Genomic DNA, 11,823 nt, shown 5'->3' on the forward strand with positions numbered 1-11,823 from the left:
GTCAGGAATTCCCCATGAGCCATCCTACACCACCCGCCACCCCCTGGCAGAGATTGCAGCATCCGCTGGTCCGGGATCTGGCCTGGTGTTGCTTTAGCCAACCGCTGGTAACAACCGACCAAGCTATAGCATCTGCCAGCGCCGATATAACAGCACTGAATGCATCGGATTGGACATTCTTGCAGCAGCTTGAGCAAGACCCCACCCCTCTCCAACAATGGATGGATAAATGCCCCAGTCCAAGGCTGGGATTTCTGTTTGAGCGATACTGGCAATTCTGGTGGCTTAATGGCCCGACATCAGATCACCGCGCCTACCTGTTTAACCGCCAGATACAAAAGAATGGCCGCACATTGGGCGAAATCGATTGCCTGGAGCTGGACACATCCTTGCGCAAATTGGTGCACACCGAATTGGCGGTCAAATTTTATCTGGGCATCGACAGCCAGCTGCTGCCGGCCCGCATCAGCGCGTCATCCGACAGCAGCTGGGTTGGCCCCAATATCCGGGATCGCCTGGATCTGAAGCTCTCCCAAATGCGAAACCACCAATTGCGACTGCTCGATGACAAAGAACATCAACAGGTGATTCCGGAGAAGTGGTCATGGCAGAGCCTGGAATCCCGGCTGCTGGTTCGCGGCCGACTGTTTTACCCCTGCGCTGAAAACTTTGGCGATACGCCGCTGCGGGCTCCAGCCGAAGCCGCTACGAAACACCAGCGGGGTTACTGGTTGCATCGCCAATACTGGAATCGATTACCTCAACAAGTGTGGCTGCCACTGCTACGTCGCCAATGGTTTGCGCCGCTGCAGTTTGAAAAAAGTTGGTGCCCAGAGGGATTTCTCAATAAAGATTTGCCGAAGCATCTGCAACACCACTTCGGGCACTACAGGCAGCCCATTCAGCTGGCGGGATTGCATCTTACCGACCATGGCTGGATAGAAAATCACCGGGTGTTTATTGTACCTGACGGCTGGCCCGGCAATACCTGACCGTTCTTCAACACGTATTCGTCGTCGGTCCAACGATCCACAGTGGATTTGTCCATCGCGAAAACACCATCACGCAACGACTCTGCATCGATACCCAATTGCCCCAGCAGAAAGGTGGCGGCGCGGCTGCGGCGGCCCGTGCTGCAGAAAACCAGACAAGGTTTACCCTTTGGTAATAAACGGCTTTTTAGCCGCAACAGGTTCAGCGGTATGTTAACCGCGCGGTCGAAGTGGCCGGACGCGTATTCGCCCTCGGTACGGACATCAATAATGGTAAGATCGTCCAGCAGGCGTTTTGAGAACGCTGTGAAGGGAAGTTCCGGGACTTTCGGTTGCTGCAACAGACGAAGAAAATCGTGTTTTTGCAGAACCTGCAAGACACCATCCGTCAGCATGGTGACAGTGGCATTGCGAACCGTTTCCTGCAGCAACGCATCTTCGCCAAAGCAACGCCCTACGCCGACATCGGCAAGATGCTCTGTACCACCCTCGTCATCAGAATGATGACGTGTCACTCGCGCCTGGCCTTCTTTCAGAAAATAACAGCAATCTCCCAACTCTCCTTGTCGGATCACCACTTCACCGGCACTGACCCAGCGACTGGTGAGCTTTTGGAAAATACCCTGTACATTGGTCGGAGGCATTTTTAGAAACAGATTGGAACGCAAAATTTCCTCCACCCAGGCCGCGTCTTCGTCCAGATCCCGTTGCGCGGCAAGATCCACCAGCAGATACTCTGCCACCTGACTCCAGGTCAACAGCTTATCCAACCGTTCACGCTCAATGGCAACCACAACGCAGTCTCCTGCGGCTTTCGCGTTACCCGGCCTCGGTTGCTGGTCCCAAAGTGCCTCCAGCGAGTCTTGGGCCCTGACCACATCCGGGCCCTCATCCTGGTCCGAACAATGCATCTCGCCAGACAACAGGAAATAGTGGTAGGGATCGAACTGTCCTTTGGAAAATAACCGATCCCCTGCGCAAAGCAATTGGGTCTGGCAATGATCCAGTGCTTCGTTCAGATGGCTGTCAAGCAATCCGCAAAAGGGTATCAGCGGTCTCAGCTGTTCGGCGGTGACTAATCGCGAAGCAACAAAATCCATTTCAGGCCCACTGAATGTGTTGAGGGAGTGTCGATGCCGTGGTCATCACAGAATGGTTTCCTTGCATAGCGTTAATTCAGATCATCCGTTATTCCGGGGCTTCTTCTTCCCTGTAAACCACCGGTATGAATAGCAATAATTCGTTGTCCGGGGTTCCAGCGACCCTGCGAAGCCAACTGTACAATGCCAAACATCATTTTGGCGGTATACACGGGGTCCAGCGCAATGTCCGTACTTTCTTCAAAGTCTTGACTGAAGGCGAGCAATTCCGGGGTCTGGCGAGCAAAGCCACCGCAGTGAAAATCTGCATTGATCGACCATCGGCCAAAGCTGTCAAACCCCTCCATCATGCAAGCGATCTCATCGCAATATTGCTGATAGCGTTCACCCAGTTTCAGTGCGCTGAAGCCAAGCAAGGTTTCACCCGCGATACTGACCGAAGCCATACCCGCCAGGGTTGTACCGGTTCCACAGGGAAGGCAAATCGTTGCATTTTGCAAATCGATTTGTGTTCGCAAACGGGACATCAAACCACTGCAACCGAGCATACCCCAACGATCCGCACCGCCCTCCGGAATGATGTAGGCCCGTGGAAACTCTTCGGACAACTGCGCCAGCCATTGAGGGTCAAGCTTATCGCGGTACCGTTGTCGACTGACAAACTTCAGTGTCATACCCAGCGCCCTGCAATCTTCCAGAGTCGGCGTTAACCGTTCCGGTTCATGCCCGCGAATTATGCCAACCGTATTCACACCAACGCTGGCGCCAAAATTGGCAAGCGCATGCAGATGATTGGAGTAGTAACCGCCAAAACTCAGCAAACAGGATGCGTTTTGGGCATTAGCCTGCTGCCAATGGCCAAGCAGTTTATAGGCTTTGTTACCAGACACCTGGGGATGTAATCGATCTTCCCGCTTCATCCAAAGGTCAATACCCTTTTGCTTCAAAGGCGCGTACTCTACAGGCTCAGGCGGATTTCTCGCCGCCCACTCATCCGCAGACAACGCCAACATCTGGACCACAGAGAGCGGTGTTTGAGTCTGAGCAGAGAGGTTCATCAGGGACTCGCCATACGTTGGGTCAGCTCCTCTGTGCTATGACGATGCTGTTCACATCGATCACTTTCACCCAGCAAAAAGTCTCTGGGCTGGTCCACCCGGTCGACACCGGCACCGCACTGCTCACCTCCACTGACCAGTGCACAGCAAACCGGATTGCGATAGTGACTGAGCCAGTTTTGGTACAGATCATCACCGACGCCACAAACCTTGGCAATGTAACCTTGTTGGTCTTCCAGATAACCTGCGATATCCGCAACGGGAATCGTCATATGCCCGGCACCGGGCTGGTAAGTCACAAAACTGACGCCTTGCTGATGCAACTGTTCCAGCAGTCGATTGCCGCTGTTATTCAGCAAATCCTCCCGCTCACCGCGTAACCTCGCGATTTCCTCCTGCAGGCCTGCCGTTTGCGTCTGTTGGTACATAGTTTCAATTTCCCGCATTTGCAACTGTTCCTGCAATGGTGCGGTAGCGGCTTCAATTTCTGCCTCGCGCTCGTTCTCGTAGTGTTCTCGCAGAGAATCCAGAGCGGCCTGATCGACATTCTTGATACTGTTGAGTTTGTGCTCGAAATACTCGCGCAGGCCTTCGATTTTCTTTTCGAGCATCTCATTCTGCTGCTGCAACTGCTGCCGTTGTTGATCCGCCTGCTGGCGAGACTTCAGACTGTCCTCGATCTCTGCCTGTTGCAATTGTAAGCGCTGCTGATGGGATTGTTTTAACCCCGACAACTCCTGTCGGTGCTGCTCCTGCAGCGCAGAAACCCGAAGTTTCTGCTCCTTTAGTTGTTGCTCCAGACGTTGCTTTTCCTTTTGTAGCTGAGGCGACGGCGCGCCGCCAGTGCCTTCCGCAGGAGGCGCTTCCGTCACCTCCTCTGGCTGGTAGAAAGACAGCTGCAGGCGGTTTCTGCTTATGGCCGCGCGAATCTGCTCCAATTGATTGTGCTCTGGCTCCATCACGGGATCCCAAAGCTGCTGTTGATGCCAGGCGATGGAGCACTGGCTGCGACAAGACAGGCGAATCGGCCCTCCACCGAGATCGGGCCCCCGCTCCGCAGACTCCACCAACTGCTCAAGTGGCACATTCCAGCTGCGATCCGGGAAGCCATCTTTATCGAAATTGATCAGAAAGAATACGGCACCTTTGACCACAGGCCCGTCATCACCGCCGATAATACGCAGATAGACTGCGTGAACCTCGGTGGACGCCTGTTCGGGCAGGGGAATAAAACCATCCAGCACGGCCTCAAATTCCGGATAAAGCATCTCCCTGCTGAGCTCATTTTCAGAGAAAATAAGCACTGCAACGGCTTCATCCTGCACGTAAGTCATAATTTCATCCCAAGGCGGCTAACACAGGTCTGTTTGGCTAATAACCTGAACTAATGCTAGTCGATTATGCGCTGAACTGCCCTGACTATCTGTGATTAGGTCAGCAAATGCAACTATTGCATTGAGGGAAGGAAATAAAGAGAAAAGCTTCTTTGGCACCGGGCAAAGTGGCGAACGCCTTAAGGAGCCCGGTGCACGAGAGTTCTGGTTGGATACCAGATATTTACATATCGACGCCGTCTTCTACCCATTCGTCGTCGTCGAAGTCCTGGAAAGACTCTTCCAGCAGCTCTTCGAGATAATCTTGCATAATGCCTCCTTACGCTATTAGCTCCCTGGTGATTGGTTATTCTGCTCTTGCACTGGGCTAGAGTGATCTGCAGCTCCCTCTGTGATCGATTCCGATACTAGGCAGTGTAGATGACATTTCGATGAACGTTCTTAGACAGAAAGCTTATAATTGCAGCCGATATTCAGACTAACACGAGTGTGGATAAGCTGAGAGCCAAATGTGGATAATCTGTGAAATCAGACTGGATAAGAGAAGTACATCCAGAGAAGAGGATAAGTTAATTGGCGGACCGGACGGGACTCGAACCCGCGACCTCCGGCGTGACAGGCCGGCATTCTAACCAACTGAACTACCGGTCCGCTGCTTAACCTACTACCTGGAAAACCCAACTTTTGCCGGGAAACCCAGATTCCTGCTTGGTGGGTGGTGAGGGGATCGAACCCCCGACCCTCGCCTTGTAAGGGCGATGCTCTCCCAGCTGAGCTAACCACCCCCTGTGCAAGAGCTGCGCATTCTACCGAAATCCGATGAGGTGTCAAACGTTTTTGACAAATTCTCGTAATACTTGCTAACTTGCTGATTTAGTAAACAAAATATCCTTCCTCCAGGGGAAATTTGAGGAGCGCCAATGACCCGTAACTGCGTTCGTGACGCCAAGCTCGTCCCAGCGACCTGGCTCTTTGCTAGCTTGAGCCTGTTGTCACCCGCATGCCTGGCGCAACAAACAACATCCACCGATCTCTATCTGGCCTGGGGCATTGTGTTTGTACAGATGTTGATCATTGTGATCATTCAACTGAGCCGTAAAAAGTACAAACGCAAACGCAATAACCTTAAAAACGCCCAGAAAGATCTGGAGCAACGAGTGATTGAGCGCACCAACAAGCTGCGCAATATCAATAACCAGCTCTATGACGAAATTGCCAAACACGAAATTACTGAGGAGCTGCTGCGGGAAACTCAGGATTATCTCAATAGCATCATTAACTCCATGCCCTCAGTGTTAATCGGCATCACCCGCCAGGGTGTTGTTACCCACTGGAACGCCGCGGCCAGTCGGGCGACTGATATCGAATCTACCGAAGCCCTGGGGCGTCATCTGTTCGATGTCTATCCGGACTTACCGGTGACCACCACAATGATCGAAGAGACTATCGATAACGGCGTGCCCCAGATCAGCGAAAACATCCAACATGGTGAAGGCAGTCATTCCCAGCACAGTGACCTCACCATTTACCCCCTGCTTTCCTCTGAAGTCACCGGCGCCGTCATCCGACTCGACGATGTCACCATGCGGGTGCGCATGGAGAATATGATGATCCAGAACGAAAAGATGATGTCGCTGGGTGAACTGGCCGCCGGCATGGCCCATGAGATCAATAACCCGCTAAGTGCCATATTGCACGGCATCCAAAACATTTACCGCAGAACTTCCACCGAGCTGGAACCCAATCACCACACAGCACAAGAGCTGGGCATTGAGGTCGCCAAGGTCCGGGCCTATCTGGAGGCCCGGGATATCTTTAAATTCCTGGATGGTATTCGCGAGGCCGGAGATCGCTCAGCACGAATCGTTACCAATATGCTGGAGTTTTCGCGCAGCAACACCCGCAATCACAAACTGACCGACATTGCCAATCTACTGGAACATAGCCTGGAACTGGCCGCCAATTCCTTTGAGCTGACCACACCGGATGGATCTGAGCAGTTGCAGGTCGTCAGGGAATTCGAGCAGGGTTTACCGCCGGTGCTCTGCTCCGCCACAGAGATGCAGCAGGTCATTCTGAATTTACTGCGCAACGCCTGTCAGGCTTTTCGCGATGAAGAGTACGGTGCGCCATTAAATCCCAGCATAACCTTACGCACTCGACGTCAGGGAGAATCGATCCGCATTGAAGTGGAAGACAATGGTCCCGGCATGGCGGAATCGGTACGGCGGCATATTTTCGAGCCGTTTTTTACCACCAAGGATGTTGGCAAAGGCACCGGGCTGGGATTATCCGTGACTTACTTTATCGTCACTGAACATCACGACGGCACCATCGAAGTGGAATCCAACCCCGGCAAGGGCACGGTGTTTATTATTACCCTGCCACTGGCGAACCGCACCGAATCTCTGGCAACGATTCCTTCTCCGTAGTTCGTTCGGAGAAATCTCACCGGTTTACTTTTCTAACAAGAACGCAGGAGTAATGGATTAAGGACGGACGAGTGGACTTGTCTAAGACTCTGGCCCTTTTTCGGTTTCCAAATGCGAAATAGTCACTGGCTTCACGGGTGGTTCGTCTTTTTCAGAAACGCCCTGCGAAGGCGCTGGTTCAACAGCCAAGCGACGAATGGGTTCAAGCTCTTTCGGAAATCCCATATCCGCCAACTCGTAGTCACAAACCCCATCGGGGAATATTCGTTCGAGCCGGGCGACGTAAGCCCCCATATCCAGCTTGCCGTATACCCCCTTCTCTACCGCTGTTTTTACCGGTTGTAAATGACATTTAAAAATGTCCCCGTTGATTGGCGCACCGGCAATCTCACGAGATGTGGGATAACTCGGAAAAACTTTGCTGCAGCGACCTTCTTGCCGCCCATTCCATTCACCGTCCCAGACCCCCTCGCCACGGGCAATCACATTCCCCCGCCGACCAAAACAGGTATCCCCCGCCTCGACAGGGCGATTACCGGCTACACCTTTATCGGGATTCGCCTTTAGATTCAGCAACCATTCGTCCATCACCGTAAAAGCATCATTAACCGGATTGAACTTGCGATGACTGATCCAAATCGCCTGATGATCCGAACGCCCCATACGCTTGTTCAGTCGCGCCCGCGTCATAAAAGAGGCCGAGGCATGATGCATGTCCAGCTTGCGATCCAGATAATGTCGCACATCCAGAATGGGCAGATCAATGTCACCAAGAAAAACATGTCCGGAACGATAAGCCGCCTCGATCGCCTCCAGACTGGCCTGAGTTCGTGGTGCCGGATTTTTCTCGGAATCCGACAAATTCAGATTCTGGTGACTCCAGGCTGAGAACTCTACCGGGAACCACTGCCCCTGCAAAAACCAGTAGCGTTCCGGTTGCATTTGTTCAGCCGTTTTCCAGCCACCGACACGGGCGTTGAGTTCGAGAAATTCTTCTATTTCCAGGCGACCTTGCACCAGCGCCGCCAGCCCGTACTGAACGCCCACATTATCCCAGGTGGAGCGGGCAAAGCCGGACTGGTCACGCCCATAAAACATATGCAGATCTTCCCAGTGAGTCCACTGTGTCAGTCGCTGCACCTCTTTTGAAAAATAGCGTTGAAAGTGCACAAAACGCGGATTGTGAATCAACGGCGTAAGGCCACGCCAGGATTGAACACACTCACTGCCGCCTTCAAAGTTTCGGCTGATTCTGTCGAAGTCCCCGCGAGCCAGTGACGCCAGCGTGTCGAGCACATTAAAGTAGTTGACCTTGGCATCTGCAGAACTCAACCCTTCCACCGCCACTCGCTCAGACCAGTCCCGCCAGCGATGATTGTGCCGATCCTGTACATCAAAATAATATTCCAGAGGTTCGCAATCCAACACATAAATGGTCTGGCTGATCATATCAGGGTAGGAATAAAGCGGAATAATACCGTCGAGCAAACCGGGATGATTCTGAGCCAATAGATATTGCTGAATCGCACCACCGGAACCGCCAACACCGACCGTGTATTCCGGTTCGCCATAGAGAGCGATGAATTGGCGTTTGACCCGCAGCGCGGTATCTTCCGCCAGCCAGATATTGTAATGATTACTGGTCTGGTTTGCGGAGGAATACACCACAGCATACCCCTCCCGCAACTGATCACGACGGCGCGCGAGCACATCGCCGGGTTTGATATTACCCTGGCGTTTACCAATGCCAACCCCACCCCGAAACTGATAAATCAGCTTTCCATTCCATCGATTTGCAGTGGGTTGTGACAGGGTTTCCCCTTCCCCACGCAACACCGCAATGGCGTAAAAATAGCGATTGATAGTGCCGGTTTCCATCCGCACCACAAAGTCCGTGGATTTACCTTCAACCTCTATTTGTTCGATGGGGTGATCAATACTGCCCAAGAGGTAGAAACGGCCATCCGTCGCGCTTTTAAAATAGTACCCCGCCACCGTTGGATGAGTGCAGTCTCGACTGTACCCGAGGAGCCTTCCCCTGCCTTCACCGGATTCATGCGGTTCATGTACCGGCACACCTACACCATCGTGATTATCAACCAGCGGTGCCTCGTTGGTAACAAGGTTTTGTCCACACCAGAACGGGTAACTGGGCGGCCCGGCAAACAGGGTTTGCTGTGGTCCTGTTTCACCTGGGCGGATGGGAAAAGTAAAGGTTTCCTGAGGCCTTAGGGTTTGCGATGGGTGCAGACCGCGATAGGAGGCCCGGGGTTTGCTGATTCGAGCCAGCCAGCTGTCTGGTAGCGTTTCAATAATTCCGTCAGGAGCCTGATGAAAGGTGGGCAACTGCTGATAGATGTACAAGCCACCCGCCACTGACACAATCGCCAGAATCAGGGCGCAGCCTGCGGCCAGCCATTTGAATACTCGCAACATAACGACCTCCGTCCTTTGAGTATAGATAGCGACCGACTCTGGCAACGAATGGAATGCGACCGGATGTTCACAGTGCGCTCATGGTTCTGCCGGGGTTAGTAGCCGCTTGCCGTACAGCTGTGAGATTTTCTAATTGGTTGTTACAGCGTCAAATACCGCTTATAGCGAGGGACCGAGTCTTGCCAAGCCGGAAACAACAAAATCGTCTTAACAATGGATTAGATTCAGCCCTCGTCGACACCCGCCAGCAACTGATAGCCGCCATTGAGGTACATGAGAGGATCAATAACATCGTTTTCACTGACCAGCACCCTGTTAATGGTCCCGATCACAATTGTGTGGGTGCCATAGGGTACCAGCTTATCCTGCTGGCAGAAGAATGCCGCAAGTCCGTCCGACAGATAAGGTAACCCCTCATCCAGCACCCAATTACCCACCTCAAAGCGACTCTCGCCCTGGTCTCCACCAGCACAGCGGTTGGACACTTCCTGCTGGGACTGGTGCAGGAGGTTGATGCAGAAATCAGCGCCTTCCGTAATTGCCTGGTGGATGCGGGCACTTTTATTGACACAGACCAGCAAGGAGGCGGGCTCGTCAGAGACCGAGGTAACAGAGGTTGCCGTCATGGCCAAAGGATGCTGCTGCGTATCCCGGGTGGATAATACACACACTCCGGACGCCAGACGCCGCATGCCTTCTCTCATCGCCTGAGCCAGATCCACATTTTTCATACAATTGCCTTATAACGAGTAGGCTTATAGCCCATTGAGTGCGTCGCGCATTGTAACCTATCTATTGGATATATAGCAGTTGGTCAGCGGGGATACAAAACCGTATAATCGCCTCCCTTTGCCAGATGTCCGCACTCGAAATGAGCATTAACAGCGTCTTTCCTGAACAATACGAGCAGCAACTTGAAGAAAAGCGTGCCCGTATTGACACCCAGTTCGCCCGCTTCCAGATCCCCGAACTGAAGGTTTTCCGCTCCCCCGAGAGCCACTTCCGCATGCGTGCGGAATTTAAGATCTGGCATGAAAAGGGGCAGGCCCACTATGCCATGTACCAACCCGGCGAGTATAAGAAGCCCTTTATCATTGAGGACTTTCCCGTCGGCAGCGAACTGATCAACAGCCTGATGCCCAGATTGCTGGGTGCCGTCAACGCCAGTGAGCCGCTCTCGCGCAAGCTGTTCCAGGCGGAATTCCTCACCACATTGAGTGGTGAGGCGGTGATCACACTGATCTATCACAAGCCTCTGGACGATGCCTGGCAGGCCGAAGCGGAAGCTCTGTCCACATCTCTGGGGTGCAGTCTTATCGGCCGCAGCCGCAAGCAAAAGCGGGTAATCGGTCAGGACAGCGTGACAGAATGCCTGCAGGTGAAGGAAAGGACCTTTTCATACCAACAGGTCGAGAGCGGGTTTACCCAACCCAACGCCCGGGTCTGTGAAAAGATGCTGGCCTGGGCGGTCGAGTCCGCGGCCCCCCTGTCTGGCGACCTATTAGAGCTTTACTGTGGCAATGGTAACTTTACCCTGCCGCTGTCGCAGCAGTTCGATCGTGTGCTGGCCACCGAAATTTCCAAGACCTCTGTCCACTCCGCCCTCCACAATCTGGCCCAAAATCAGATCGACAATGTGCAAATCGTGCGTATGTCGAGCGAGGAGTTTTCACAGGCGATGGACGGAGTACGCAGCTTTCGCCGCTTAAGAGATATCGACCTGGGGAGTTATCGCTTTTCCACGGTATTTGTGGATCCGCCTCGTGCAGGGCTTGATGACCACACCACCGATGTGGTCAAACGCTTCGATCATATACTGTACATTTCCTGCAACCCCGACACACTGGCGCGTAATCTGGAATCCATCTGCGAGACCCACGATATCAAGCGCTTTGCCCTGTTTGATCAGTTCCCATACACCCATCACATTGAATGCGGTGCACTGCTGAGCCGCCGCCCTTAATAAAGTCCTTAAAACTGCTGTTGCAGGATGCGTTTACAGGCGTCCACCACAAACTCACGGTGGTCGCTTTCCAGCTGGGTTCTCTGCTTGTCGAACACCAATTTTTGTTTGGTGCTGAGTTTCTTCCAAGCTTCCAGTATGGGAATGTGGTCCGTGGCGGCCGCCAGGTGATAAAACGCCTGATAGGATTCACGTAACTGATCGTCCACGTCCAGACCATCCAGCAGCACCTTAATACGAATGGCACCTTCGGTCATGGTCAACTGATCGTCCAGCACCCCTTGGGCAATAATGTAAATGCTCTTAATAACACGCTTGCGCTGGGCTTTGCCCTCGGCCGCCAGCGCCTGTCGCTGCTCCTCTTGATGACGACGCATCTCACGCAGGCGCAACTGGTAATAAATCGCAACCCCGGCAAGAATCACGACTACGACAAAAGCCCCGATGAGCAAACCCATTTCCAAACCCACTACTACAACCTCTTTACTTTGCTAAACATGCCGGCTCA

General features: G+C 53.1%; 9 protein-coding genes and 2 tRNA genes. 3 read left to right on the forward strand and 8 right to left on the reverse strand.

Annotation, left to right across the window (positions count from 1 at the left end):
• Positions 1-14: 14 nt before the first annotated feature.
• The gene (locus HBA55_RS16130) at positions 15-992 is read left to right on the forward strand and encodes a DUF1853 family protein (RefSeq protein ID WP_166993552.1); all 978 of its coding nucleotides are present in this window, start codon (positions 15-17) and stop codon (positions 990-992) included.
• Here HBA55_RS16130 and HBA55_RS16135 read toward each other — a convergent pair.
• From HBA55_RS16135 to HBA55_RS16155, 5 genes are all read right to left on the reverse strand, one after another.
• Entirely contained in the window at positions 947-2,092 is a 1,146-nt protein-coding gene (locus HBA55_RS16135) for a cyclic nucleotide-binding domain-containing protein (RefSeq protein ID WP_166993554.1), read from the reverse strand. The two genes, HBA55_RS16130 and HBA55_RS16135, sit on opposite strands and share 46 nt — an antisense overlap.
• Before the next feature lie 71 nt (positions 2,093-2,163).
• Positions 2,164-3,150, reverse strand: a complete 987-nt coding sequence (locus HBA55_RS16140; protein ID WP_166993556.1) for a 1-aminocyclopropane-1-carboxylate deaminase/D-cysteine desulfhydrase — start codon at positions 3,148-3,150, stop codon at positions 2,164-2,166.
• Positions 3,150-4,484 carry a hypothetical protein gene (locus HBA55_RS16145; protein ID WP_166993558.1) on the reverse strand — a complete coding sequence of 445 codons (1,335 nt, stop codon included), beginning with the start codon at positions 4,482-4,484 and terminating at the stop codon, positions 3,150-3,152. Before HBA55_RS16145 ends, HBA55_RS16140 begins: the two co-directional genes overlap by 1 nt.
• A 574-nt stretch (positions 4,485-5,058) precedes the next feature.
• Positions 5,059-5,135 (reverse strand) — tRNA-Asp (locus HBA55_RS16150).
• Positions 5,136-5,193: 58 nt separating this feature from the next.
• Positions 5,194-5,269, reverse strand: a tRNA-Val gene (locus HBA55_RS16155).
• Between the two features lie 135 nt (positions 5,270-5,404).
• Between HBA55_RS16155 and HBA55_RS16160 the strand changes: the two genes are divergently transcribed.
• Positions 5,405-6,916 (forward strand): two-component system sensor histidine kinase NtrB, encoded by a 1,512-nt coding sequence (locus HBA55_RS16160; protein ID WP_166993560.1) that lies wholly within the window; start codon positions 5,405-5,407, stop codon positions 6,914-6,916.
• An 81-nt stretch (positions 6,917-6,997) separates the two neighbouring features.
• Here HBA55_RS16160 and HBA55_RS16165 read toward each other — a convergent pair whose 3' ends face one another.
• Positions 6,998-9,352 carry a DUF6351 family protein gene (locus HBA55_RS16165; protein ID WP_166993562.1) on the reverse strand — a complete coding sequence of 785 codons (2,355 nt, stop codon included), beginning with the start codon at positions 9,350-9,352 and terminating at the stop codon, positions 6,998-7,000.
• Positions 9,353-9,576: 224 nt separating this feature from the next.
• Positions 9,577-10,083, reverse strand: coding sequence for a flavin reductase family protein (locus HBA55_RS16170; protein ID WP_166993564.1), 507 nt, complete (start codon positions 10,081-10,083; stop codon positions 9,577-9,579).
• A 140-nt stretch (positions 10,084-10,223) separates the two neighbouring features.
• Here HBA55_RS16170 and trmA point away from each other — a divergent pair, with 140 nt between their 5' ends.
• Positions 10,224-11,315 carry a tRNA (uridine(54)-C5)-methyltransferase TrmA gene (gene trmA, locus HBA55_RS16175; protein WP_166993566.1) on the forward strand — a complete coding sequence of 364 codons (1,092 nt, stop codon included), beginning with the start codon at positions 10,224-10,226 and terminating at the stop codon, positions 11,313-11,315.
• Positions 11,316-11,323: 8 nt separating this feature from the next.
• On the opposite strand, the gene HBA55_RS16180 is transcribed toward trmA, so the two are convergent.
• Positions 11,324-11,773 (reverse strand): DUF2489 domain-containing protein, encoded by a 450-nt coding sequence (locus HBA55_RS16180; protein ID WP_166993568.1) that lies wholly within the window; start codon positions 11,771-11,773, stop codon positions 11,324-11,326.
• Positions 11,774-11,823: the final 50 nt, after the last annotated feature.

It is taken from the genome of Pseudomaricurvus alkylphenolicus (assembly GCF_011683955.1).
GTDB lineage: Bacteria > Pseudomonadota > Gammaproteobacteria > Pseudomonadales > Cellvibrionaceae > Pseudomaricurvus > Pseudomaricurvus alkylphenolicus.

Bases quoted from the DNA above. Each gene is read 5' to 3' on its own strand.
- HBA55_RS16130 (WP_166993552.1), top strand. From the start codon at position 15: ATGAGCCATCCTACACCACCCGCCACCCCCTGGCAGAGATTGCAGCAT.
- HBA55_RS16135 (WP_166993554.1), bottom strand. From the start codon at position 2,092: ATGGATTTTGTTGCTTCGCGATTAGTCACCGCCGAACAGCTGAGACCG.
- HBA55_RS16140 (WP_166993556.1), bottom strand. From the start codon at position 3,150: ATGAACCTCTCTGCTCAGACTCAAACACCGCTCTCTGTGGTCCAGATG.
- HBA55_RS16145 (WP_166993558.1), bottom strand. From the start codon at position 4,484: ATGACTTACGTGCAGGATGAAGCCGTTGCAGTGCTTATTTTCTCTGAA.
- HBA55_RS16160 (WP_166993560.1), top strand. From the start codon at position 5,405: ATGACCCGTAACTGCGTTCGTGACGCCAAGCTCGTCCCAGCGACCTGG.
- HBA55_RS16165 (WP_166993562.1), bottom strand. From the start codon at position 9,352: ATGTTGCGAGTATTCAAATGGCTGGCCGCAGGCTGCGCCCTGATTCTG.
- HBA55_RS16170 (WP_166993564.1), bottom strand. From the start codon at position 10,083: ATGAAAAATGTGGATCTGGCTCAGGCGATGAGAGAAGGCATGCGGCGT.
- trmA (WP_166993566.1), top strand. From the start codon at position 10,224: ATGAGCATTAACAGCGTCTTTCCTGAACAATACGAGCAGCAACTTGAA.
- HBA55_RS16180 (WP_166993568.1), bottom strand. From the start codon at position 11,773: ATGGGTTTGCTCATCGGGGCTTTTGTCGTAGTCGTGATTCTTGCCGGG.